Source organism: Phocaeicola massiliensis B84634 = Timone 84634 = DSM 17679 = JCM 13223 (genome assembly GCF_000382445.1).
Lineage (GTDB): Bacteria > Bacteroidota > Bacteroidia > Bacteroidales > Bacteroidaceae > Phocaeicola > Phocaeicola massiliensis.
Map to the genome: position 1 here is coordinate 454945 of NZ_KB905472.1, position 26201 is coordinate 481145.

The window sequence follows — 26201 nt, forward strand, 5'->3', positions numbered from 1 at the left end:
TGTTAGAGTTTATTTAAAATACGATCCATTACCCAGTTTGTGGGAGTGGCACTGATTCCGTCACAAGTACAGATTGCTTTTCCTTGCAGATGTTCTACCACAGCCTTGATGAGAGGCAGTTGTACATGAGGGGGATTTTCGGGCAGGAATTCTTCACGGCCTCTTTCTGTGTGGAGGGCAATAGGTTCGTAAGTGAAGACAGAGAAACAAATCATTCCTTTGTCGCCAATGATTTCGATGCGGTCTTCTTTGGCAGATTCATGTGCCACAAAGCACCATGAGCCGGAACCGGGCAGACCGGAATCAAATTTGAAACAGGCACTGATGGTGTCTTCTGCCTGATACAGACCACCTCGGTTGCTTTTATATCCTTCTGCTTCAAGTATGCAGCCGAACATATCTTGTAATAAATCCAATTGATGAGGGGCAAGGTCGTAAAAATAACCGCCTCCCGCAATGTCCGCCTGTACGCGCCAAGGAAGGTTTGTACTGTTATAATCGAGATTACGTGGTGGTTGGGCAAAACGAATTTGTATATTGATTACGTTGCCGATTTCTCCGTTCTCTACCATTTGACGCACTTTCTGAAAATAAGGAAGGTAGCGGCGATAGTAAGCTACAAAACACGGAACTCCTGTTTCCTGCGAGATGCGGTTGATGCGGGCGCAATCTTCATAGCTGGCTGCCATTGGTTTCTCAATATAGACAGGTTTTCCGGCTTTCATTGCCATGATGGCAAAGGTGGCATGGGAAGAGGGGGGCGTAGCGATGTAGACAGCATTTACGTCTTCATCACCAATGAGTTGTTGTACGTCGGTATACCAACGTGGGATATTGTGTCTTTTGGCGTATGATTCTGCTTTTTCTTTGTTGCGGCTCATCACAGCCACTACTTGAGAGCCTTCAATCATGGCGAAGGCGGGTCCACTCTTTTTCTCGGTTACTTCACCGCAACCGATAAAACCCCATTTAACTGTTTTCAGTTTGTTCATTACTATAATATTTTCGTCATTTCTCCTGAAATGACAACAATTCAGATTGCAAATATATTAAGATTTTGCAATTTAAACCGTATAAAAAATCACTTATTATAGTATTTCTTTTGTAGTTCTCTGAATTCGGGAGTTAGGGTATAGGTGTCGAGCCATGCATTCAGACTGTCCAGCAAGATGGGAGAATGTTTACTTACTCCCCATGAATAAAACTGGGTAAAACTGATGGCTGTCTTTATATCCAGTTGCGGAAAATCATTGATGGAAGCTTGGGCGATGCTTTCATCACATACTGTGTAGTCTATATCTCCGTGAGCCACCATTGCCAGCAGTTGCTCAGGACCATATTTTTCTACTTCTTGAATGTAAATAGTGTCTCCGATTTCGTTGCTCAAATTATGGATGCGGAGCAGGACCGGTGATCCCTTGACTACGTGAAGGGTTTTGCGTGCCAGTTCTAATTGGCTGTGAATATACATACTGTCATTTTCCTGTTCGGGCTTGCGCTGCACCAACACTTGCTTGTTGAGAAGGATGGGGTGGGTGAACAGCAATGAGTCTTTCGATTCGCTGGTTACTATGGTGCTGTTTGCCAGTATGTCATATTTTCCGGTTAATATGCCTTCCTGTCTTTTTTCAAAACTCATTTCCGGAATAATTTCGGGTGTCAGTCCTTTACTGCGGGCAAACGCATTCAATAATTCATAATGAAAACCGCTCACAGTATCCCCATCGGCAAAATAACTGATGGAATTATATTCTGTCACAGCTCGCAGGATTCCCGATTCAACGATAGTCTGATAGTCTCGGGGTTTACCCTTTTCTTTGTCTTTTCCGGGAAAGAAGAGAGTATAGAGGGTAACAGCCACAATTCCCATTATGATATATTTCAAATATCTCTTCATCACTGCCGTTAATCAAAGAAATTCCATGAAAGTCCGAACTTAATGGTTCTCGGGTTGATAGGATAATGAGGTGCGAGGAAGTATCTTGAACTTCCCGAACCTTGATTGATATGATACATCATCACAAAGAAACGGGTACGCTTCAAATGTAGATTGGCATATACATTAACGATGGGATAAGAACCGATTTCAATTTTGTCTTCGGGATTCTGATTATAGAATTGACCGATGGCAGGAGAATAGTCCGGCGCATAATACTTCGTGAAATAACGCACATCGGCTCCCAGTTCCAGTTGGAGTACTTTCTTGGCAAGTCCTGTTTTGATATATAGATTGCCATACATGGATAGCTCCGGCAAAGGTAGTATATCTTGTTTGCTCGATTTCTGATAAGCTACTTCACCGTCCAGATGAAGGATACCGAATTTTAATTTTTGCTGCAGAACGGCACTTAATACTTGAATATTTCCGGTGTATTGCTCTACGGCGGCATTATTCTTAAAAGAAAGAATCTTGCCTTCATTGTCTTTTACGGGGACACTGGTATTGGCAAGGTAGGTGTAGTTCTTGATATTTTCTACACCGGCACGCAAAGTTGTTCCCCATTTATCGAAACTTAGCTTGCCTTCCAGTCGGGTACGCATGATTTTGGACAAGTCATCATTGTTCCACCAATAATGCTTAGAATGGAAGTGTCTGAAATAGAAGACCGGATTCTGGTTTTTGATAAATGCATTGGCTTCCAACCGAATGGTATCGCCAAATAGAGGTATATTTAAATCTCCATTGCCTTCAATATTGAATTGCCCGGCATCCTCACCTGCGATAGCCAGTTCTCCTAAGATGTTATAGTGTAGCAGCTTACCTTGACGTTTGGATAACTCGCCTCCAATGGACAGCACGCTTTCTTTATAATGTCCCAAACGGCGTTCTTTGGGAACATCTGTTGTATCTGTCAATGTAAAGTTGCGGTATTCATAACTCATAAAAGCGGTGAGACCTGCCTTAGCCCATTTGTTAAATCCTTCGTGCAGTGATATGCCGATGGTATTTTTGATGGAAGAGCGTCGGGTTTTATCAATAGAGTCGTTGCCCAAGTAATTGTGCTCAAAATATTTCTGATTCTGTTCGTCATCATAAGAGATGTATTTGCGTCCGTTCAGGTCGACTTGCAAGGTATGGATGAAGCTGGTAACAGGAACGAATTCTTGGATAATTCTTACAGAATCTTTAGTTACGCTGTCTGTTTTTTCTTTGTGAAAACCAAGGTTGTAACGCTGGGTCATAAATACGTGATAGCTGGTATTATGATTCCATACTTTGTTCAAGTTGGTGGGGATGTCGTACGATTTGTATTCCTTTTTTCCTTCTGCCATGTCCAAAGGATTGGTGATGTAACGGTCGTCGGCAATACCGCCGTTTTCAGCTATTTTCAGGTTGTCATTGTTGAATATAAAGTGCATGTTGTATTTGTCTCCCCGATAGCTGGCAAACAATCCTCCGTTGAAGAATGCTGTGGATTGGCTGGCATAGAGACCGCGTCCGTAGAGATAATCAATATAAAAACCGACACCGAATCGCTTGTTGGCATTGATGGCAAAGTAGGATTTGAAACGCTCTTCACCGTTACGGCTATCGAAAGTTTTATAATAGCTCAGGTTGGTAAAGGGAGAAAGCGTATTGGTAAATATGATATCTTCCGGGCGGAGTACGGTAAGGTCGTATGGATCGGTAAAAAAGAACTGACTGGCATCCCGACGGTCGAAAAAAAGACGCGACAGGCGGGGAGAGCCTAAGTTGCCCAAGTAGTTATATTGTCCGGTCATGCCTCCGGTGTCGTTTGTGTTCTGGAAAGCGTGTGTAAGGGTATCTACCGGTACGAAGGTCACATTACCGAACCGGCTGTCTATTTTCCATGAATAAAGCCCGATGGGAATTGTGTTTGCATCGATCACGGCAGTTGTATCTATAGGGTTACCATTACGGTCACGCTGCCCCATGCTTAATCCGCTGGCAGAAGAACCGAAGTTATTATTCAGTGTGTTTTGTGCCTGCAACATCACTTGGCTGCACAGAAACATTAATAGAATGAGTGAGAATATTCTTTTCATAACGCCCGCAAAGATACAATATAAAAATAAAAGGAAGCGCTTTTCCACTGTGGAAAGTTCTTCCTTTTATTATTCGTTTAGAGTTATTTTAACTTACTGAGGCTTAATAATCTCCATTCCGATGTGAATTGCTTCTTCGTTTACGGGGATAAGGTGGTGGTGGCGCTCGGGCAATGTCTTGCGTAACGCTTTCAGTACACTTTCAATAGCTACCACCGGACGCAGTTTCAATAATCCTCCCAAAACAATCATATTGAATGTTTTGGCAATGCCGCGTTCATTGGCTGCATCCATAGCGTCGATGCGGTAAATCTGAATGTCTTTACGGGTTGGTGGTTCGATAATACCATATCCGTCGTAAATCAGAATACCTCCCGGTTTTACTTTGTTTTCAAACTTAGCCAATGAAGGCTGATTCAGTATGATGGCTGTATCATATTGGCTGAGAATGGGAGAGGAGATGCGTTCATCGCTGACGATAACTGTAACGTTGGCAGTTCCTCCTCGTTGTTCGGGACCGTATGCCGGCATCCAGGTTACCTCCTTGTTTTCCATCAGTCCTGAGTAAGCCAATATCTTACCCATTGACAATACGCCCTGACCGCCAAATCCTGCTATAATTATTTCCTGTTTCATCACTTTTGTTTTTTTATTCTTTATCTTTCAAATCGCCCAACGGATAGAAGGGGAACATGTGTTCCACCATCCAGTCATTGGATGCTTGTGGTGTCATCTTCCAACCTGAGTTACAGGTGGAAACGATTTCTACCAGATTGGAACCTTTTCCGTTCATCGAGTTTTCGAAAGCTTTGCGGATGGCTTTCTTTGCCTTGCGGATAGCGGCAACTGTATGAACAGCCTGACGGGTGACGTATGCTGTACCCTCCAGTGTGGCGGCTATTTCGGTCATTTTCAATGGATAACCGTGGATGGTTACGTCGCGACCGTAAGGACAGGTTGCGGTTTTCATGCCGATTAGTGTGGTCGGAGCCATTTGACCGCCGGTCATACCGTAAATAGCGTTATTGATAAAGATAATGGTAATGTTTTCGCCTCTGTTTAGCGCGTGGATGGTTTCGGCTGTACCGATACATGCCAGGTCGCCGTCACCCTGATAAGTGAATACCAGACGGTCGGGCCATAAACGCTTCACGGCAGTAGCAACGGCAGGTGCACGTCCGTGAGCAGCTTCCTGCCAGTCAATGTCCAGATAGTTATATGCAAATACGGCACATCCCACCGGTGATATGCCGACGGTCTTGTCCTCCATGCCCATTTCTTCGATTACTTCGGCTATCAGCTTATGAACCACACCGTGGCTGCATCCGGGACAGTAGTGCATCGGATTGTCGTTCATTAGCGTTGGTTTTTTATAAACCAGATTTTCGGGTTTTATGATTTCTTCTCTTGTCATATTTTCTCCTCCTATCGCTTAACACATGAACCGTAAAAAGAACTCTATCAGCTTGGTAAAGATAGCTGCGGCACAAACATAAATGAATACTTTAAAGTCACTGACAAAGAAGTAAGTAAGAACAGCTGCCAGTGCCAATACCATGAATATGATATTCAATATGTTTCTAATCAGATTCGTGTTCATACGTTTATTATTTAATAATTTTTTCTTTGAGCGCAGTAACTACTTCATCCGGGTCGGGAACGATACCTCCCAAGCGTCCGAAGTATTCGACGGGCACTTTACATTCTACTGCCAGACGAACATCTTCCACCATTTGTCCGGCATTCAGTTCCACGGTGAGGATACCTTTTACTTGGCGGCTGCGTTCGGCGATTGCTTTAGATGGGAACGGCCACAATGTAATAGGACGGAGCAAACCTACTTTGATACCTTCTGCGCGTGCTTCCTCCATTGCTTTTTGAGCAATGCGGGCACATGAGCCAAAAGCCACAATCAGATACTCGGCATCATCGCAATGAATTTCTTCATAGCGTACTTCTTTTTCTTCTATTTCAGCATATTTTTGTTGGAGATGGATATTGCGTTTTTCCATTTCGGCAGGATCCAATTCCAGTGAAGTTACAATGTTGGGACCTCGGTGTTTGAGCTTGCCGAAGGTTGCCCATGGGCAACGTGCCATAACTTCTTCGTTGGTGAGGCGCGGACGCTGTTCGGGTAATACCACTTTTTCCATCATTTGTCCGATAACACCATCTGCCAAAATGATGGCAGGGTTGCGGTATTTGAATGCCAAATCGAAGGCCAGACCTACGAAATCAGCCATTTCCTGTACTGATGCCGGTGCGAGAGCTATCAGGCGATAGTCACCGTGTCCTCCTCCTTTTACTGTCTGGAAGTAGTCTGCCTGGCTGGGCTGGATGGTTCCCAAGCCGGGACCTCCACGCATGACATTCACAATTAAACAAGGGAGTTCGGCTCCTGCAATGTACGAAATGCCTTCTTGTTTCAAGCTCACACCGGGGCTTGAAGAAGAGGTCATTACCATTTTTCCGCTGGCTGCACCTCCGTATACCATATTGATAGCTGCTACTTCGCTTTCGGCCTGAAGCACTACCATACCGGTAGTTTCCCAAGGTTTTTCGTCGGCAAGAGTTTCCAATATTTCCGATTGGGGGGTGATGGGATAGCCGAAATAGCCGTCCACTCCGAAGCGGATGGCGGCATGGGCTATGGCTTCATTTCCCTTCATTAAAACGACTTCTTCTGCCATATGTTTCTTTATTTTATTGTTGTTTTACTTTATATACACTGATGCATCCGTCGGGACACACTGTAGCACAAGACGCACAGCCGTTGCAAGTATCTTCCAATACTTGTTGGGCAAACGTATATCCTTTTTTATTCACTTCTTTGGCGGTGAGCGATATTACATGTAGCGGACATGCCACTACGCAGAGATTGCAGCCTTTGCAACGTTCTGTGTCGACTACAATTGCACCTTTAATTTTTGCCATAGGGTTAGTTATTATTGATTATACATGTCTTTATTATAGAAATTAAGAATATCCATCAGCATGGTGTGTGCCTGGACTGCCGGACTTTCAGGGTTTCGTTCGATGGCTTCCAGATAGTTATTCAGAGCTTGTTGCCAATCACCTTTTTTGCGATAGGCATTGCCCAGCAAATAATAGGCTTCATCTTTGGAACCCTGATGGTTTCCGATGAAATTAGTTAGCGCGTTAATCGCTGTATCTGTTTCTCCTCGTTCTATAAGTTTCTTTATGTCTGATAATTGCTTTGCCATTGCTTATGGTAATAATCTTGTTGCATACAAAGATACTCTTTATTTGTAATTAACAGGAAGTTTAGAGTAGAAAAAACGAACTTTCTGCTAAATTCATTTAAAACTTTATGTCCGTGAAACGGGTGGATATGTTATTTTGTTTTTCCTAATGATTTGATTATGATAGAAATAGTTTCAAATGAAACCATTGATCTCCGGTTCTGTTATTTATTCTTAAAGAAAACAATTGTCCCACGGCTATGAAGAGGAGTCTCTCAGAGTCGTGGGACGATGAATGGTCGGACATGACATATCCGACTGTTTTTATTTCGGTAAACTTTATTTTATGATTTCACCTACATACATATTATATGTTTTCTGTCCATCGTTGTTCGGATTCATTTTTTTCGCTTCTTCACCGGTGATATTCTGTTGCATCAGTTTTTTGCATTTGACCACTACGGATGGCTTGTTGTTTCCTTGCATATAGAAAGAAACTGTATAGCTGTCGCTTTGTGACAAAAGCATATTTCCCATTGTTTTTTGCGTGTCGATGAGACAGAATGCTACGTCTTTGCCGAATAGCTTTCCAAATCCGCCCCAACATTCTTTGCCGATTTCAAATTGTTCGTCGTTGCCTGCGGTGATGGTCATACGGACAGCGGCTTGTATTTGTGCATCGATGTTTTGGGTCGTTGGTGCAGTAGGAGCAACAGGTGCAGTAGGAGCAACAGGTGCAGTAGGAGCAACAGGTGCAACAGGTGCGATGGGGGCTGTGGGGGCTACCGGTGCCGTGGGCTGTATATTGGCAGTGTTGGATTGTGTTACGGTTACGCCCGGAGTAGCCACAGTTACAGCCGGAGTCGGAGTAACAGGAGCCGGTTGCAATCCCAAAGCAATCATTCTGTTACCTAATGATGACTGGATAGATTTGAACAGTTCATCTTTCAGGTCAATTGTTTTTCTTCTAAATTTACCACAGATGGGTGCCAGTTTGGTTTTTGACTTGTTAAGTGCCATATCGTCAGTAATCCATTCTTCGGCAACATATTTTTCACCGCCGTCACGGGCTTCATCGTACCAATAGCGAATACGTGTCATTTCCAAATCGCATTTGCCCGGTTTGCAGGTCATAAGGAGCTGGTAATAAATGCGTGTTCTGTCTAATGACAATGCTGAAGAGGTGAATACCAGATATTCTTCTCCACCGGCTGCTATCGTACCCTCTTCTTTATTGGTATAAAGAACCCGGGCATTAAGTTTGCCTTCGGGCTTGAAGTATGTATTGGCCCAGTCAAGCAATGCATCATACAATTGTTCTTGTGAGAGGGCAGGAACTTGCATTTCTGTAGTAAAAGAAACTTTTCCATCAACAACGGGAATAGCTCCCGCCAAATATTTCTCATCGGTTTGTGCCTTGGCTAATAAAGGCAGACAGATGAGTACTGAAAGTAGAAACTTCTTCATAGTAATAATATTAATTGTTTTTAATAGTAAGCAAAGATAGAAATAAAAAAAAAGAGAAGCTATAAAGCCTCTCTTTTTTTACTTTTATTATTATAGAGTGAAATTTACTTCACAGGTATCTTCTCTATACGTTTTTGATGGCGTCCGCCTTCGAAATCGGTTGAGAAGAATTCGTTCATGATTTTGTCTGCCATTTCATTGTCGATGAAACGTCCCGGCATTACCAGAACATTGGCATCATTGTGTTGGCGTGCAAGATGAGCAATCTCGGGCATCCAGCACAATGCGGCACGAATACCTTGATGCTTGTTCAATGTCATGCTGATACCTTCACCACTACCACAGATAGCAATACCCGGATAACATTCTCCGGCTTCGACTGCCAGTGCCAGCGGGTGTGCAAAATCAGGGTAGTCACAACTATCTGTGCTGTATGTACCAAAGTCTTCAAACGGATAGTTCTTGGCCTTCAGCCAAGTTTTTACATATTCTTTCAATTCAAATCCGGCGTGGTCGGATGCCAAACCTATTTTTTTCATGCCAGCATTTCTTTTACCTGGTTATACACATTCTGTGCCGTGAAGCCCAGTTTTTCATCCAATACTTTATAAGGAGCAGAGAATCCGAATGATTCTAATCCCCATACTTTACCATTTGCACCAACCAAACCTTGGAGATTGACAGGCAGACCGGCTGTCAGACCGAATACTTTGGCATCGGCAGGGATTACGCTGTTTTGATATTCTTTGCTCTGATTGCGGAACAGACCTTCTGAGGGCACTGAGACAATGCGTACTTTGACACCGTCTTTGCGTAGTAGTTCAGCACCTGCCACCAAAGTAGATACTTCGGAACCGGATGCTACAAGAATTACATCGGGGTCAGTATCTGAACCGGCAACAATGTAAGCACCTTTTTCTACTTGACTGTAGTTGTTGCCTGTGGGCAGGTTGTTGATGTTCTGACGTGAGAAGATCAATGCTGTTGGAGTAGAGGTATTTTCCATAGCCAGTTTCCATGCAACGGTTGTTTCTTCTACATCAGCCGGACGGAGTACCAACATGGAGTTATGTCCTTTGTGGTTCTTCAATTTTTCCATTAGGCGGATTTGTGCTTCCTGTTCTACCGGTTCGTGGGTAGGTCCGTCTTCACCTACGCGGAAAGCATCGTGTGACCAGATGAATTTAATGGGGAGTTCCATTAAAGCTGCCATACGAATAGCCGGTTTCATGTAGTCTGAGAAGACAAAGAAAGTAGCACATGCGGCGATGATACCACCATGCAGAACCATACCCAAACAGCAGCATGCCATGGTTAGCTCGGATACGCCTGCTTGTAAGAAAGCACCGCTGAAGTCACCGTAAGTGAATGCATGGGTTTTCTTTAGAAATCCGTCTGTTTTGTCAGAGTTGGATAAGTCGGCAGAAGAAACAATCATATTTTCTACTTCGGTAGCCAATACTCCGAGAACAGTAGCTGATGCGGCGCGGGTAGCGGCATTGGCTTTCTGTTCGATAGCATTCCAATCGATTTGGGGAATTTTTCCGGAGAACCAGAAATCCATTTTAGCTGCCAATTCGGGATTTGCTTTTGTCCATTCGGCCTTGTATGCATATCGTTCGGCAACAATTTTCTTCAATTCTTCTTTGCGTTTGGCATAGAGCTCTTTTACTTCAGTAAAAATCTGGAATGGATTTTCAAGGTCGCCACCCAAATTTTTGATGGTATTGATATATGCCTCACCACCCAAAGGAGCACCGTGAGTACCGCAGTTGCGTTCATAGCTTGAGTTATCCGCTTTACGTGCACCTTTACCCATAACAGTTTTACCGATAATCAACGTCGGTTGTCCGGTTACAGCTTTGGCTTCAGTCAATGCAGCACGGATAGCATCAGGGTCATTGCCGTCAATGGTCATTACTTTCCAGTGCCATGCTTCATATTTTTTAGCAACATCTTCGCTGGTAACAGCATCCGTTTCAGTAGAAAGCTGAATATCGTTTGAATCGTAGAACATAATGAGGTTGTCCAAGCCTAAGTGACCTGCCAAACGACCTGCTCCCTGAGAAATTTCTTCCTGGATGCCACCATCGGAGATGTAAGCATATATAGTCTGATTCATCACGTCTCCCAAACGGGCTTTCAAGAACTTGGCTGCGATGGCTGCACCTACCGCAAATGTATGTCCTTGTCCCAAAGGACCGGATGTATTCTCAATACCACGCATAATATTCACTTCGGGATGTCCCGGAGTGGGGCTTCCCCATTGGCGGAATTCTTTTAGTTCATCTATAGTGAACTTGCCACTCATAGCTAATACGGAGTAAAGCATCGGTGACATGTGGCCCGGGTCAAGGAAGAAGCGGTCACGACCTTCCCAACACGGATTTTCCGGGTCATATACTAAGAACTCTGAAAAGAGTACGTTTATGAAATCAGCGCCACCCATGGCACCGCCGGGGTGACCGGAGTTGGCTTTCTCTACCATCGCTGCGGCTAAAATACGGATATTATCGGCTGCGCGATTCATTAGTTTCTTATCATTCATAGCGTAAAATGTTATTTATGGTGCAAAGATAATTAAATCTTTGATAATGTCATTCCTAACTCTATGAAGAATATTCTATAGAATATATTTTCATATTTCGGTTTAACAAACTTGTATGGTTTATGGTTTGTTCCTTTATAAAAGTTCCAGCAATTGTTTTTTTACCGTATCTACTCCCGGGAAGCCGGTAAACTTATTTTTGATGCCTCCTTCTTTGTCAATAATCATATAAGTGGGCACTCCCTGAATGCTGAATTGTTTGTTGATGTAAGCCCATTGTGCATTGGTGAGGCGATAATGTTCTCCATGGATGTCTGAAATCATGTTCTCCCATGTTTCTTTTGGTGAGTTCTCACCGGCAATGAATAAATATACTATGTCCTTGTCTGCCAATTCTTCTTTCATTGGTTTCATATCTTTCATTGCTTTTTGGCAGGGACCGCACCAAGTTGCCCAAAAATCTACCAGCATGACTTTTCCTCTGAATTTGGAAATGATGGAAGCGAATAAATCTTCATTTGCTACTTCGCCGGTTTCGTTGATGGTGAAGCCCGTTTTCTTTTTATTGGCTTCAATCGTTTCTATCAGCTTATTATTCATCGAAGTCAGTTTTTCCAGATAGTAAGGGTTTTCCATCAGGCGAATTTCCTGAAAATCGGTTTCAGTCAACGGACAGAAGTCGGTGATTTTTTCGGCATATTTCATAGCTTTGCGTATATCAAAGAAAAGGCCTTTATCAGCACCCATATAGTTGGTTACTACTTTCATACCGGCTTCTCGTACTTTCTTGCTGTATTCCATGAACAGCGGGTCATATTTCTTTCTCAAGTCTTGCATCTTTCCGGCTAATGCTTTGGCGCTTTTTCCTGCATCAATACTGTCTTTATATGCTTTGATGACTGCTGCATCTTCGGCTGAAGTCCGGTCTGACGAAATAATATAGCTGAATATGTCTTTCATATTGCCGTCCAAAGGGACACGTATTTCATAGCCTAAATATTTTAGCATTCTGGAATAGCCGTTGCAGTAAAGCATTTCATTGCTGTTCAGTGCTCCTATGGTTCTTATATAGTCATAATAATTGGTGGGCAGGTCGGGGGCTTTATAGCTTTTGAATGCTTCTCTTTCGGGTAGTCCGCTATAATATATATATGCATTCATCAGATTTGAGTTGATACTGTTGAGTGCTGCGGTACATTGAAATTTATTGTCTATCAGCAATAATTGGCGGGATGCATTATCCAGTTCTTTGGCATTTTGTATGATTGAATTTCTGTTTTGGTATTTGTTCAGGCAATAGGCTTTATATTCTTCTGCCGACATATTATATATTTCTTTTAGAAAATCTTTTCCTTCCCATTCGGTTGCCCATTTGCTGTTCAGGGTTTTGTTGAGTTGCGCCATTGTGCCTGAGAAATATAGTTTCTCTCCTTCCGGTTTGTTCTGTTTCAATAATTTGCTTTGTGAACGGCTGATTTCCCGTAAATTAATGATTATTTTGGTGTCTTCTCCGGGAGTCATAAACAATGTACTGATTTTCTCTCTTCCCATCACTAAATCAAGGCTGGTCGGAGCAGAGAGGTCGATTGCTGTGCAGAAGCTGCCGTCTTCTTTGATTTCTACCTTAATTCCGCAACATAATTGATAATTATTTTTATAAGTTCCTGAGCAACATTTTGTTGCCCAGGTTTTTGCCATGTCAGCGTTTTCACTTACCTTAGTGTTGCGAATCCAAAGACAAAGAAAACCGTAACAAGCATGGCAAATGTAGCAATAAAATCCGAAAGACTCACTCCTTTTGGAGGCATATTTCCAATCATGGAGCAATTTACCTCCCTTCTCTCCTCTACAATTGACTCAACACTTGGGTTGAGATGCAAACTCTATGGTTATCAATACAGCGAAATCATCCGCTCCCTCCTATGCGTTTACTTCTGCGGCGGTTCTTGCGTTGAGGATGTCACCGCCCACTTAATGAGTCATCTTTCCCTTCACCCCACACTCCGCACCTGTAGCGCCGACACCATCCTCAGGGCAATAAACGAACTGGCCCGGGAAAACATCTCATACACATCTGATGCCGGAAAGTCCTATGACTTCAATACGGCAGACACACTCAACACATTGCTCCTGAATTGCCTGTTGGCCACAGGGCAGTTGAAAGAGGGCGGGGAGTATGACGTTGACTTTGACCACCAGTTCATTGAGACGGAGAAGTACGATGCAAAGCCCACGTACAAGAAATTTCTTGGTTACAGGCCCGGTGTGGCCGTTATCGGCGACATGATTGTCGGCATAGAGAACAGCGACGGCAACACCAATGTACGCTTTCACCAGGGTGACACGCTAAAGAGGATTTTGGGGAGACTTGAAGAAAAGAAAATGGCAGTCAACCGCTTCAGGGCCGACTGCGGCTCATGCTCTGAAGACATTGTGGATGAGGTCAGGAAGCATTGCAGGACATTCTACATACGTGCCAACCGCTGCTGCTCGCTCTATGATGACATCTTCGCGCTCAGGGGGTGGAAGAGGGAAGAAATAAACGGCATTGTGTTTGAGTTGAACTCCATTCTCGTTGAGAAGTGGAAAGGCAAACCGTATCGCCTGATAATCCAGAGACAGAGACGCATGGGCAGTGGACTTGACCTGTGGGAGGGGGAATATACATACCGCTGCATCCTGACCAACGATTACGAATCATCCATGAGCGACATCGTGGAGTTCTATAACATGCGTGGAGGCAAGGAACGCATCTTTGATGACATGAACAATGGGTTTGGATGGGGCAGACTGCCTAAATCCTTCATGGCGGAAAATACCGTGTTCCTGCTCCTGACGGCACTGATACGCAATTTTTACAAGGCCATCATGCAAAGGATTGAAGTGAAGAAGTTCGGGCTCAAGGAAACCAGCCGTATCAAGACGTTTGTCTTCAAATTCATTTCAGTACCTGCCAAGTGGATTAAGACCGCAAGGCAATGTGTGCTGAACATCTACACCGACAACCATGCATATGCAGAAGCCTTCAAAACTTCTTCCGGATGATTTACGTCACTTGATGGCCACTGATTGCGTATTGCCTCAAGTCGCTTTATGGGGTAAGGGGATAGTATGCGCATTGAAACGGACGCGAGGACTTAATGGCTGTCTTACGAATCAAAAGTCCATTTCTCTTGTAGGTAGCACTTCGGGAATGGAGTTGCGGATTTAAGGTTCTATGGGAATTTCGTTTTCATTACCGGTCAATAACTCACAAAGGTAGGCATTTAGGTTGAGTTGATAGTTATGTTTATAGTCCAAAAGTTTTCCACTCAGTGTAGCCTTTCCCATTGTCAATTGAGGAGCCGGTAATATTTCTACAGCATTTGTTTTTTGTTTTACCTCTTCCGGTAACACTAATTCGGGTAATTTCCCATTTAAAGAAATTCCCCATATTTTGAAGCAGTCTTCGCAGTCACTTTCTATAAAGTCTATCGTTTTTACGGTAGCCGGCAGGGTAGGAAATATCAGACTGAAAGTAGCCTCACCGCTGTCGGGCATCCAAAATTCTTTGTCAAGGGTGATGCCACTGCCCGAACGGATGGGGTATTTTTTACCGTTATCAGCTAACAGATAGCTTTCTCCGCTGATTCTAATCCAATTGTGTGGGCGATAATATGCTTTGATATCCAAAACGGTAGCGGTGTCGGAAAGTGTGATTTGGTTGATCTCCACTGTGGATGTGTTGCGAACAATAAACGGAGGCTGGTTGACTTTACGTTCTTGGGCTTGTATGGAACATAAGGTTCCCAAAGCCAATAATAATGTGCATAAGGTTTTCATAATATAGTTTTGTTTTGGAAAAAAGCCGCCATTGATTTTTGATTGGTCAATGGCGGCTGATTAAGTTTATTTTGACTTTTGTGTTAAGTTCACATATCTGTGAGTTTAGATCAATTTACGAGAACCGTCGCTGATAACTACATCGTAAACTTTCGGACTGCGACCAAATTTTTCTTTGAATCTTTCTTTTGCAGTAGTGATGAATGTTTCATAAAGTTCATTCTTCACTAAGTTGATAGTACATCCGCCGAAGCCACCGCCCATAACACGTGAGCCGGTAACGCCACAATCGAATGCGATATCATTTAAAAAGTCAAGTTCTTCGCAGCTAACTTCATATAATTTGCTCATGCCATTGTGTGTTTCATACATTTTCTGGCCGACAGTTTCATAATCACCTCTTTCCAATACATCACAAACATCAAGTACACGTTGGATTTCTTCGATGACATATTCTGCGCGCATGTAATCTTCTTCGCTGATGTCAGCTTTAGCTTCCTGCAACATTTCCATTGTACAATCACGTAAAAACTCTACATGTGGATGTTTCTTTTGAATAGCGGCAACAGCAGCTTCGCAGCTCTGACGACGCTTGTTGTATGCAGATGATGCCAACTCGTGCTTAACTACGGAGTCTACCAATACTAAACGATACCCTTCCGGTTTGAATGGGAAATATTGGTATTCCAATGAACGGCAATCCAAACGGATTAAGCTACCTGCTTTACCGAATACAGAAGCAAACTGGTCCATGATACCGCAGTTTACGCCACAATAATTGTGTTCAGTTGCCTGACCTATTTTAGCTAATTCGAATTTATCTATCTTGTTGTCGCCAAACAAATCGTTGATAGCATAAGCATATGTGCTTTCCAGTGCAGCCGATGAAGACATACCGGCACCCAAAGGCACATCACCTGCAAATGCAGTATCAAAGCCTTTTACGTTTACACCGCGCTTAATCATCTCACGGCAAACTCCGAAGATGTATCTTGCCCAGCTGGCTTTTGGAGCATCTTCTTCGTTCAAACCGAATTCTACATAGTCTTTCAGGTCGATAGAGTAAGCGCGTACTTTATCTGTTCCGTTAGGTTTGATTTCAGCAATCATACCTTTATCTACAGCACCCGGAAATACGAAACCACCATTATAATCGGTGTGCTCACCAATGAGGTTGATACGACCGGGTGAAGCATATACTGAACCTGTTGTGCCATCAAAATGTTTGATGAAGCGACTTCTTACATATTCTATGTCCATGATAATTCTATAATTTAAAGGTTAATATATCGCATTTATTATTATTCTGCTTCTCTTCTTGTAACCTTGCTGCCGATAAGGGCGTAGAACAGCAGGTAGACAGCGCAAGCTACTACACACCAGAAACTCTGAATGTAGCCTACGAGGTCGGCAACTGTAGCTTGGATAAACATCATCACAGCGCAACCGAATACCATTGTCATAAAAATACCGGAAGCGATGGCTGTATATTTGCCAAGACCTTCAACTGCCATATTGAAAATAGCTCCCCACATTACTGAAGTACAAAGACCTACCAGTAGGAATGAGAAGATGCCCAAAGGAATTTCTTCCCAAATAATTTCGAGTGTACCCCAATTCACACCCGGAAAAGCTACCGTGATGGTAGGTGCAAACATACCAAACAAAACGAGGATGATAGTAGCTGATGATACAACGGTAATCATGGTGCGGCTCGATACTTTTTCACCAATACTGGCACCTACGAAACGACCAATCAGCATCATAAACCAATAAACGGCTACAATCATACCTACTGTGCTGGCGGGGAGTCCGTAGTCACTGATGAGGTACTGTTGTACGAAGTTAGGTACACCTACTTCGATACCCATATATACGAAAATACCCAAAGTACCCAATGCAAAATGACGGTAACTCATAGCACCTTTGATAAGGTCTAGCTGTACAGGAGCTTGTTTAGGTTCTTCAATTTTAGTGAATGAAATTACGATGAAAGCCACAACGAAGATAGCAAGTGCAATCATCAAGGCAGGTGTTGCATCGGAAATTTTGGCTTTTGCAGCATCACCGATGAGAGCTCCCATCAGAATATAACAAGCTACAGCTGCGGTAGAGTTGAACACACCGCCAATCTGAATTAGCTGGTTACCGCTGTTACCACCACCTCCGAGAAGGTTCAGCATGGGGTTAACCACGCAGTTAAGGATACACATACACAGACCGGCGATAAAAGCACCAATCAGGTAAACAGCAAATACAAGACCAAGATTATTATCTACATCCATCAGACCGCTGATCCACTGGATAAGGATACCCACACTACCTACGACAAGACCGATAAGGGCGGTTTTTTTATAGCCATACTTAGAGATAAGCATACCGGCGGGAATACCCATTACGAGGTAAGCGATGAAGTTACCATAGTTACCAATCTGTGCAAGCACATTTGAAATTGGTCCTTGGTTTTTGATAATTGTTGCCATGGGTGTACACAGGTTGGTCACGAAGGCAATCATTGCAAAAAGGGCAATCATGATGATGATAGCACCCCATTGTTTTGTTTTTTGAGCCATTGTTAAATCGTTCTTTATGTTTATTTTAAAATTGTTTTGCTTATTTTTCTACGCCGAATTTGTAGATGGTTATCTGTTGGTATACCTCTTCCGGTTTTAATACACAAGAAGGGAAATGACCTTTATTCGGAGTATCAGGGAAATGTTGGGCTTCAAAGCAGATAGCGCTTCTGGCAGGGAAAGTGGCACCGTGAGCGCCTTCAAAGCCATTGTGCCAATTGGCTGTATATACTTGGACACCCGGTTCAGTGGTGTAAACCTCCATGCTGCGTCCGCTTTCAGGTTCAACACATTTAGCAGCAAAGCTAAGGGTTCCTTGTTCGCGTTTATTGAGTACATAGCAATGATCATAGCCGGCACCAAACTCTAGTTGTTCAAATTTGTCATTGATGCGGCTACCCACAGCATGAGGAGTACGAAAATCCATCGGTGTACCTTCTACTTTGGCTATCTCGCCGGTGGGGATAGATACATTATCCATTGGAGTGTAAAAGTCTGCATTAATAGTTACGATGTTGTTTTCAACGCTTGCTGTAGGATTGGCAATACCTGAAAGACTGAAAAAACCGTGGTGAGTGAGATTGACTAATGTTGTTTTATCTGTTACTGCTGAGTAGGTTATGATGAATTCATTTTGATTACTCAGTGTATAAACTACTGTTACATCCAAATTTCCGGGAAAGCCTTCTTCGCCATCAGCCGATAAATAATGTAGCTTCAAACTTTGCGGAGTTACTTGTTCGGCATCCCAAACACGTGCGTGGAAACCGGTTGGTCCACCGTGTAGTGAGTTTGGTCCGTTATTGATTGTCAGTGAGTATTCCTGCCCATCTAAAAGAAATTTTCCGTTTGCAATACGATTACCGTAGCGTCCTATTAACGTGCTCAAAAAAGGTTCATGACTGTTGATTACATGGTCTATACTATCATGTCCTTGGATGACATTAGCAAATTTGCCGTTTTTATCGGGAGCCATTATAGCTAAGACAGCACCACCGTAATTAGTGACAGCTATTTCAACTCCATTTTCATTCTTTAGTATGAAAAGGTCTGTTTGTTTCCCATCTACTGTTTTTTGAAAGTCGGTCCGTTTCAGACCGCACAAATTCTCATCGGAAGTTGATGTGTTTATCATATTATTGAAAATCTTTTTATAGTAAGTACAAAACTATTGCAAATAAAAAGATTTTCTTCGGTATTCCCAAACTTTTTGTGGAAAAGTGAACTTGCTAAACGTGAAATTTTAATAAATCAGCTACGATAAAGCTGCTTCCGCCGACAAAAATAAAATCTTTTTCACTAGAATGTTGTTTTGCTGCTTCAACTGCTGCTTTAACATTGGGGTAACTCTGACCTTGCAAACCGACTTGTTGTGCTAACGCTTGCAACTCATTTTCCGGCAGGGCGCGTTTTACATCGGCACGGGTAAAATAATAAATGGCATCTTTGGGCATCATGCTAAGCACTCCGCTGATGTCTTTGTCATTCACCATGCCCATTACAATGTGCAGGCGGTCATATTTTTGATGTTTCAGTTGTTCCACAATGTAGGAAATGCCTCCTACATTGTGTCCGGTGTCGCATACCAATGCAGGGTGTTCTTCCAATTTCTGCCAACGTCCCATCAGTCCTGTCAGTTTTGAAACATGGGCAAAGCCTTCGCGCACATTTTCTTCGGTGAGGTGGTAGCCTATCTTTTTTAGTTGGCGAATGGAAGAAAGCAGTGTGTTGGTGTTTTTAAGTTGGCAAAGTCCTCCCAATTCTCCTTTTAGTTCGGCGAAGTCTGTTGTTTGATAAATTCGTTCACCGGTTTCGTTGACAGAAGAACTTTGTAAGAGATGTTCTTCTTCGGCAAATAGGATAGGGGCGTGAACACTCTGTGCGCGTTCAATAAATACAGGTTTGGTTTCGGGAGTTGTTTCACCAATAATGATCGGTGTGTTTTCTTTGATAATACCGGCTTTTTCTCCGGCAATTTTTGCCAGCGTATTACCGAGAAACTGTATATGGTCAAAACTGATATTGGTAATGAGACAGAGATCGGGATGAATAATATTGGTGCAGTCCAAGCGTCCGCCCAGTCCCACTTCAATAATGGCTACATCCACTTGTTGAGTAGCAAAATAATGGAAAGCCATAGCGGTGGTAAGCTCAAAGAAAGAGGGGTGCAGCGGTTCGAAGAAGGTACGGTGCTTTTCAACGAAGTCAATTACGAACTTTTGAGAAACCGGAGTTCCGTTGATGCGGATTCGTTCACGAAAATCAATTAGGTGGGGAGATGTATAGAGGCCTGTTTTATATCCTGCAGATTGTAGAATTGCTGCTAATGTGTGTGAGCATGAACCTTTTCCATTGGTGCCGGCTATATGGATGGTATGGAATTTGCGATGAGGATGTTCGAAATATTCATCTAAAAGATAAGTGTTTTCCAATCCTTCTTTATAGGCATCCTTTCCTATGTGTTGGAAGAGGGGGGCACTATTATATAAATAATCCAGTGTTTCTTCGTAAGTCATAATCGTAAAAGTTATTGTCCGTTGTGATAGTATATGATAAAAATGGGCAGATATAAGAGGTAAAATACACTTTCATCCACTGTAAAGATGAAAACATTTTCTCTATAGTGGATGAAAGTAACTTTTTGGTCATAGCACAACGGCTATGAGATAGTTAATCAAAGAAGTTTTTAAACTTTTTGAATATCTTTTCCTTGATGCTCAGGTTAGGTTTGAAGTTGTCAGATTCCTGCATCTTCTCCATTATTTGCTTTTCTTCTTTATTCAGTGTTTCGGGTACGTATACACTGACATTAACCAATAAATCGCCGGTACCTGTACTATATCCATAGCTGTTTACATTTGGCAATCCTTTACCTCGTAATCGTAGCACTTTGCCTGGTTGAGTTCCTGCTTCAATTTTTACTTTTACTTTACTGTCGATAGTCGGAATTTCTACAGTTCCACCCAATGCAGCTGTAGGAATACTCAATAGAAGGTTGTATATCAAATCATTTTCATCACGAATCAGGTCGGGATGTGATTCTTCTTCAATGACAACAAGTAAGTCACCCGGTACTCCGTTGTGCTTTCCGGCGTTACCTTTTCCGTTTACTGTCAGTTGCATACCTTCGGCTACTCCGGCAGGAATTTTAACTTCCACCACTTCTTCGCCATATACGATGCCTTCACCCGAACAAACCTTGCATTTGTTTTTGATGATTTTACCTTCACCGTTACATTGGGGGCATACACTTTGTGATTGCACCATACCAAAGATACTTTGTTGAGTACGTGTCACGCTACCTGTTCCATGACATGTAGGACAAGTTTCCGTACCTCCTTCACCTTCGGCGCCTGAGCCGTGGCAGTGATCACATGCTACATATTTCTTCAGTTTGAATTTTTTTTCTACTCCCGTAGAAATTTCTTTTAAGCTCAGTTTGACCTTAACACGTAAGTCCGAACCACGGAATTTGCGTTGAGAGGCACGTCCGCCTCCACCGAAACCACTGAATCCTCCGAAACCTCCACTACGTCCTCCGAATATATCGCCGAACATAGAGAAAATATCGTCCATAGACATACCTTGTCCGAATCCTTCAAAACCGCCACCGGCAGCTCCACTCATACCGGCGTGCCCGAACTGGTCGTAGCGGGCACGTTTGTCGGGATTGCTTAGCACATCGTATGCTTCGGCTGCTTCTTTGAATTTCTCTTCAGCTTCTTTATCTCCCGGATTTTTATCAGGATGATATTGTATCGCTTTCTTGCGGTATGCTTTCTTTATAACATCGATAGTGGCTGTCTTGTCCACTTCCAGCACTTCGTAATAGTCTCTTTTTGCCATGTTGTTTTATGATACTATTTTATTGAGCCACTACAACTTTGGCGTGGCGGATTACTTTATCATTCAGCTTATAGCCTGTTTGAACACAGTCCAGAATTTTTCCTTTTTGTTCTTCAGATGGTGCGGGAACCAATGCAATGGCTTCATGGTAATCGGTATCAAAATCTTTGCCGTCAGTTTCTATCTTCTGAAGTCCTTCCTGATTTAATACCTTTAAGAATTTGTTATAAATCAGTTCGATACCTTCGCGCATTGCTTTTACATCGTCCGAGGTCTCTGAAATATTCAAAGCGCGTTCCAAATCATCTAGAATAGGCAGGATGGCAGAGATTGTTTTTTCACCACCGTTTTTAATTAACTCTGCTTTTTCCTTCATGGTACGCTTGCGGTAATTATCGAACTCGGCAGAAAGACGTAAATACTTATCATGTTGTTCTTCTATGGTCTTTTGAGCGTCAGCCAAATCCTTATTTACCTTTTCTTCGGCAGATAGCTCTTCTGCTGCTTCCTTCTGAGTCTCTTCGTCAAGAGCAGCTTCTTCTGTCTTTTCTTGTTTTTTCAAAACTTCCTCATCCTGAGGTTGGTTTTTCTCTGTTGGGTTCATATTCTTATTAAACTTTTTGTTTTTCTTATTCTTACTCATAATCAGTCAGGGTTTTTAGGTTAATTTATTGCTAACAAATTTCGTGCCTAGTTGTTTCCCTGTCTCAAATATTTTGCAAAAGTAGGGAAAATATGTCACACTGGCATACTTTTCTGAATTAAAATGCCTACCTTTGCACTTTCAAAAATCGAAATAATATATAAACTAAGGTATATAAGGATGATTACAGTTTCAAACTTAGCCATTCAATTTGGTAAAAGAGTATTGTATAATGATGTGAATATGAAGTTCACCAATGGCAATATTTATGGAGTAATCGGTGCAAACGGTGCCGGAAAATCTACTTTTCTGAAAGCAATTTCAGGTGAACTGGAACCGACTAAAGGGTCTGTGACACTGGGGCCGGGGGAACGCCTGTCCGTATTGAGTCAGGACCACTTCAAATTTGATGAATATACTGTAATGGACACGGTTATGATGGGGCATACAGTATTATGGGATATTATGAAGCAGCGCGAAGAACTGTATGCCAAGACCGATTTTACGGATGAGGATGGTTTGAAGGTATCCGAGTTGGAAGAGAAATTTGCTGAATTGGATGGCTGGAATGCCGAAAGCGATGCGGCTATGCTGTTGAGCGGACTTGGTATCAAGGAGGACAAGCATTATATGAAGATGGGTGACTTGAGTGGTAAAGAAAAGGTGCGTGTTATGTTGGCACAGGCTCTTTACGGAAATCCGGATAACTTGTTGCTTGATGAGCCGACCAATGATTTGGATATGGACACAGTGACATGGCTGGAAGAATATTTGTCCAACTTTGAGCATACCGTATTGGTGGTGAGTCATGACCGTCACTTCCTTGACTCTGTTTGTACACATACGGTTGATATTGACTTTGGCAAAGTGAATATGTTTGCCGGTAATTATAGTTTCTGGTACGAGTCCAGTCAGTTGGCACTTCGTCAGCAGCAGAACCAAAAGGCAAAAGCCGAAGAGAAGAAAAAGGAATTGGAAGAGTTTATCCGTCGTTTTAGTGCGAATGTGGCAAAGAGTAAACAGACTACCAGTCGCAAGAAGATGTTGGAGAAACTGAATGTAGAAGAAATTAAACCGTCTTCTCGTAAATATCCGGGTATTATCTTTACTCCCGACCGTGAACCGGGAAACCAAATTCTAGAAGTGTCGGGGTTGCGTGCCGAGACAGAAGATGGAGTGGTCTTGTTTAATGACGTGAACTTTAATGTTGAAAAAGGGGATAAGATTGTATTCTTGAGCCGTGACCCTCGTGCCATGACTGCTCTTTTTGAAATCATTAATGGAAACCGTAAGCCGCAAGCCGGTAAATTCGACTGGGGAGTAACAATAACCACTGCTTATTTGCCGTTGGATAATACTGATTTTTTTGAATGCGATTTAAATCTGGTAGATTGGTTAAGTCAGTTTGGTGAAGGAAACGAAGTCTATATGAAAGGTTTCTTAGGGCGTATGTTGTTCTCGGGTGAAGAAGTGCTGAAAAAAGTGAATGTTCTTTCTGGAGGCGAGAAGATGCGTTGTATGATTGCCCGTATGCAGTTGCGCAATGCCAACTGTCTGATTCTTGATACACCTACCAACCACTTGGACTTGGAGTCTATTCAAGCTTTCAATAATAACTTGAAGAGTTATAAAGGAAATATATTGTTCGCTTCTCATGACCATGAATTTATCGAAACGGTTGCCAACCGTATCATTGAATTAACTCCGAACGGTATTATCGACAAGATGATGGAATATGATGAATACATCACTTCGGATCATATTAAGGAAATGCGTGCACGTATGTATGGAGAATAATATGTCTCCGAGATAATTTTTTTCAAGATAGAGGTATAAAGAAGGTGTGCCGTAATGAGCGAGGATGCTGAAAAAGTGATTTTTTTTAGTATTCAATTCTTTTTTGGCACTATAAAATATTTTGTGTAAATGTGAAATACGGGATTCAGCTTGAGTTCCGTATTTTTTATTTTATAGATTTGCAAAATGAAGAAAATTATGAAAGCAAAGAATCAAGCAGTGCCTGATGAGGTATTAAGCAAGGAGTTCCTTAGCCGGTTTAAGACAGAAGCCGATGTAAGCAATTTCCTGAAGCAACTACATGCTCAGGTATTGGAGAAAATGCTTGAAGGTAAAATGGATGCCCATTTAGGCTATGAAAAGAATTCTGTAGCGAGAAATATACAGGTAATTCCTGTAATGGAAGTTATGCGAAGAAAATTCAAACCGAACATGAAGAAGCTGCCATTTCCATTTCCCGTGACCGTAACGGCCAATTGAGTCGATAGCGGTCCCCAAACATGAGAGCCGTGGTCTTCTATTGAAGAAATAAGAGTTTCACCATCAGGCGCAAGATGAATTTCCTATTGTTTATTTTCTGTGTCATATATCAAATCTCCTTTTGCATTTTCACATTCAAAGGAAGGATATGGACAAATTACCATATCTTTGTCGTCATTACTGCACCCATATATGACAATGGACGGACATAACACAAATAAATAATTTAAAAATGTCTTCATGAGAACAGTATTTAAGAAGTTAACAATAGATTCCTTATATTTCACACCATCGGATATCCATATATATGTATAGGCTTACGCGTACGTACGCGTGACCCGATGCGTACGTACGTGTAGCCCAACGCGAATATACGCGTGACCCGATGCGTATATACGCGTTGCCAAAAGGCCTTGAGGTTTTAAGCAAAGTTCGGCATCTTTTTGTGTAAGGGTAGATTGCATCACTCCCCCTCACCAAGTCAGTTATTCTCGTTCTCCGTTCATCCTTACATTTTAATCAAAACATTCATATAATCAGACGGTTAAGAATGTAAGGATACCCTTTCATCCTCCTTTCAGCCAGGCTTATCACGTCCTTTCAAATCTGCCTTCAGTATTTGTGTCACGCCCTCAAAAGTATTACGAATGAAAGGAGGCTGAGGGGACAATGTAGAGTCCCTATTCACTACCGGCCCCCCCCCCCCCCATCAACAGGACGTTTCAACGGATAATGAAAGGATGACGAGAGAAACCGATTTCCGACTGTAGAGCGGAATAATAGTGATAATCATTTCTTCAGATTTCCACATTTCTCTTCTATCAATAGACTATGTTTATCGATTAGGCTATTGATACTATCGTTAGGAAGTTTGAAGAATGTAGAGTCAATGCCATACAGCTGGGTAAACACACATCTGCAATACTTTTTGGCCTGTATTGTATCGACTCCGCTTTCTGCCATGACCTTAGCGAATGACGCAACATTCTTATCTAAGAATTTCTCAAAAAGGACAGCATTACTTTCCTTCTTACTCTGACATCCACATACAAACGAAGCCAGAACCAAGCATATCAACCATGTCTTTTTCATAATTTATCCGATTTTATTCATATTCATGCCAAGAGAAAAGCCAGTACCACCATCATCCCAAATACAACCAGAGCACCCACATGTACAACTCGGTGGAAGTGGGGAACCACTGCCATAATTCATATTAGGATCAGGGAAAAGGCATCCTTCTGGACCAGTTGTCTCATAAAAGCATGAAGGAGGGAAGAAGCCTGTTCCTTCAATTTTTTATTGTCTTGTCAGACAAACGAATTTTTTCTAAAGTCTTAATCTTTTTCATACAATCTAATATTTAATGGTTCACGATAATTTAAAAAAGTTCTTTTTGGAAGATTAAGTATAGCAGTTTCTAGTTTCTCATATAGCTCATCTCTATTTAATAACATGATATATTTTTTCAATTGCAGACAAATATTTTTCCACAAACATTCATTATCCTAACAGAAGGATATTCATTATTTAAATATGATATATGTTCATTTTTCCTCATAATAAAATAATCTAGATACTCTATTAATTCATCTATAAAGTCACCTTAATTTAAATGAGGAGGATTTATTTTTCCCATATTAGTTTAAGATGTTGCAATCTTATAAAAAAAAACAATACAAGCAAGAAAAACAGAATTTATTTGTCCAAATTATCACATTTTCATCTTACATCGGCACAATCTAGAGCATGACATGACCGCTTTTCGCTAAAACCCCAATTCCCCGGATAACCTCACCCCTACGGTTAACAAA

23 protein-coding genes and 1 pseudogene are annotated in these 26201 nt (G+C 42.2%); 3 read left to right on the plus strand and 21 right to left on the minus strand.

Annotation, left to right across the window (positions count from 1 at the left end; translation table 11 throughout):
• Positions 1-2 precede the first annotated feature (2 nt).
• The 13 genes from HMPREF1534_RS17025 to HMPREF1534_RS16970 form a co-directional block, all read right to left on the minus strand.
• Positions 3-992: a Gfo/Idh/MocA family protein gene (locus tag HMPREF1534_RS17025; protein ID WP_005936310.1), complete on the minus strand. Its 990-nt coding sequence runs from the start codon at positions 990-992 to the stop codon at positions 3-5.
• An 89-nt stretch (positions 993-1081) separates the two neighbouring features.
• Positions 1082-1897, minus strand: coding sequence for a transporter substrate-binding domain-containing protein (locus tag HMPREF1534_RS17020; RefSeq protein WP_005936314.1), 816 nt, complete (start codon positions 1895-1897; stop codon positions 1082-1084).
• A gap of 8 nt (positions 1898-1905) precedes the next feature.
• Entirely contained in the window at positions 1906-4008 is a 2103-nt protein-coding gene (locus tag HMPREF1534_RS17015; RefSeq protein WP_005936317.1) for a putative porin, read from the minus strand.
• Between the two features lie 93 nt (positions 4009-4101).
• Positions 4102-4644 carry a 2-oxoacid:acceptor oxidoreductase family protein gene (locus tag HMPREF1534_RS17010; protein WP_005936320.1) on the minus strand — a complete coding sequence of 181 codons (543 nt, stop codon included), beginning with the start codon at positions 4642-4644 and terminating at the stop codon, positions 4102-4104.
• Between the two features lie 13 nt (positions 4645-4657).
• Positions 4658-5422, minus strand: a complete 765-nt coding sequence (locus tag HMPREF1534_RS17005) for a thiamine pyrophosphate-dependent enzyme (RefSeq protein ID WP_018452570.1) — start codon at positions 5420-5422, stop codon at positions 4658-4660.
• A gap of 18 nt (positions 5423-5440) precedes the next feature.
• Positions 5441-5608: a hypothetical protein gene (locus tag HMPREF1534_RS20585; protein WP_005936325.1), complete on the minus strand. Its 168-nt coding sequence runs from the start codon at positions 5606-5608 to the stop codon at positions 5441-5443.
• Between the two features lie 7 nt (positions 5609-5615).
• A complete protein-coding gene (locus tag HMPREF1534_RS17000) occupies positions 5616-6698 on the minus strand; it encodes a 3-methyl-2-oxobutanoate dehydrogenase subunit VorB (protein WP_005936328.1) in 1083 nt (360 codons plus the stop codon).
• A 13-nt stretch (positions 6699-6711) separates the two neighbouring features.
• Positions 6712-6942: an indolepyruvate ferredoxin oxidoreductase subunit alpha gene (locus tag HMPREF1534_RS16995; protein WP_005936330.1), complete on the minus strand. Its 231-nt coding sequence runs from the start codon at positions 6940-6942 to the stop codon at positions 6712-6714.
• 11 nt (positions 6943-6953) lie between these two features.
• Positions 6954-7232, minus strand: coding sequence for a tetratricopeptide repeat protein (locus HMPREF1534_RS16990; protein ID WP_005936334.1), 279 nt, complete (start codon positions 7230-7232; stop codon positions 6954-6956).
• Positions 7233-7550: 318 nt separating this feature from the next.
• Positions 7551-8678: a DUF4468 domain-containing protein gene (locus HMPREF1534_RS16985; RefSeq protein ID WP_005936337.1), complete on the minus strand. Its 1128-nt coding sequence runs from the start codon at positions 8676-8678 to the stop codon at positions 7551-7553.
• A gap of 104 nt (positions 8679-8782) precedes the next feature.
• On the minus strand, positions 8783-9217 hold the full coding sequence (rpiB, locus tag HMPREF1534_RS16980; protein ID WP_005936340.1) for a ribose 5-phosphate isomerase B: 435 nt from the start codon (positions 9215-9217) through the stop codon (positions 8783-8785).
• The gene (locus tag HMPREF1534_RS16975) at positions 9214-11226 is read right to left on the minus strand and encodes a transketolase family protein (protein WP_005936343.1); all 2013 of its coding nucleotides are present in this window, start codon (positions 11224-11226) and stop codon (positions 9214-9216) included. The genes rpiB and HMPREF1534_RS16975 overlap by 4 nt, the downstream gene beginning before the upstream one ends.
• A 135-nt stretch (positions 11227-11361) precedes the next feature.
• Positions 11362-12924 (minus strand): TlpA family protein disulfide reductase, encoded by a 1563-nt coding sequence (locus HMPREF1534_RS16970; RefSeq protein WP_005936346.1) that lies wholly within the window; start codon positions 12922-12924, stop codon positions 11362-11364.
• 60 nt (positions 12925-12984) lie between these two features.
• Here HMPREF1534_RS16970 and HMPREF1534_RS16965 point away from each other — a divergent pair, with 60 nt between their 5' ends.
• Positions 12985-14271: an IS1380 family transposase gene (locus HMPREF1534_RS16965; protein WP_005936349.1), complete on the plus strand. Its 1287-nt coding sequence runs from the start codon at positions 12985-12987 to the stop codon at positions 14269-14271.
• Positions 14272-14433: 162 nt separating this feature from the next.
• Here the strand turns inward: HMPREF1534_RS16965 and HMPREF1534_RS20590 are convergent, their stop codons facing one another.
• From HMPREF1534_RS20590 to grpE, 7 genes are all read right to left on the minus strand, one after another.
• Positions 14434-15048 (minus strand): hypothetical protein, encoded by a 615-nt coding sequence (locus HMPREF1534_RS20590; RefSeq protein ID WP_005936351.1) that lies wholly within the window; start codon positions 15046-15048, stop codon positions 14434-14436.
• Positions 15049-15153: 105 nt separating this feature from the next.
• Entirely contained in the window at positions 15154-16308 is a 1155-nt protein-coding gene (gene galK / locus HMPREF1534_RS16955; RefSeq protein ID WP_005936354.1) for a galactokinase, read from the minus strand.
• 41 nt (positions 16309-16349) lie between these two features.
• A complete protein-coding gene (locus tag HMPREF1534_RS16950; protein ID WP_005936357.1) occupies positions 16350-17621 on the minus strand; it encodes an MFS transporter in 1272 nt (423 codons plus the stop codon).
• Between the two features lie 40 nt (positions 17622-17661).
• Positions 17662-18756 carry an aldose epimerase family protein gene (locus tag HMPREF1534_RS16945; RefSeq protein ID WP_005936360.1) on the minus strand — a complete coding sequence of 365 codons (1095 nt, stop codon included), beginning with the start codon at positions 18754-18756 and terminating at the stop codon, positions 17662-17664.
• Between the two features lie 94 nt (positions 18757-18850).
• Positions 18851-20137 (minus strand): bifunctional folylpolyglutamate synthase/dihydrofolate synthase, encoded by a 1287-nt coding sequence (locus tag HMPREF1534_RS16940; RefSeq protein WP_005936362.1) that lies wholly within the window; start codon positions 20135-20137, stop codon positions 18851-18853.
• Between the two features lie 154 nt (positions 20138-20291).
• Positions 20292-21467 (minus strand): molecular chaperone DnaJ, encoded by a 1176-nt coding sequence (gene dnaJ / locus HMPREF1534_RS16935; RefSeq protein WP_005936365.1) that lies wholly within the window; start codon positions 21465-21467, stop codon positions 20292-20294.
• Positions 21468-21486: 19 nt separating this feature from the next.
• Positions 21487-22110, minus strand: coding sequence for a nucleotide exchange factor GrpE (gene grpE, locus HMPREF1534_RS16930; protein ID WP_005936368.1), 624 nt, complete (start codon positions 22108-22110; stop codon positions 21487-21489).
• 180 nt (positions 22111-22290) lie between these two features.
• On the opposite strand from grpE, the gene HMPREF1534_RS16925 reads away from it, so the two are divergent.
• On the plus strand, positions 22291-23907 hold the full coding sequence (locus tag HMPREF1534_RS16925) for an ABC-F family ATP-binding cassette domain-containing protein (protein ID WP_005936371.1): 1617 nt from the start codon (positions 22291-22293) through the stop codon (positions 23905-23907).
• A 198-nt stretch (positions 23908-24105) separates the two neighbouring features.
• Positions 24106-24436, plus strand: a pseudogene (locus HMPREF1534_RS16920) (transposase); the annotation flags it as partial.
• 740 nt (positions 24437-25176) lie between these two features.
• On the opposite strand, the gene HMPREF1534_RS16915 reads toward HMPREF1534_RS16920, so the two are convergent.
• The gene (locus HMPREF1534_RS16915) at positions 25177-25479 is read right to left on the minus strand and encodes a hypothetical protein (protein ID WP_005936379.1); all 303 of its coding nucleotides are present in this window, start codon (positions 25477-25479) and stop codon (positions 25177-25179) included.
• Positions 25480-26201 lie beyond the last annotated feature (722 nt).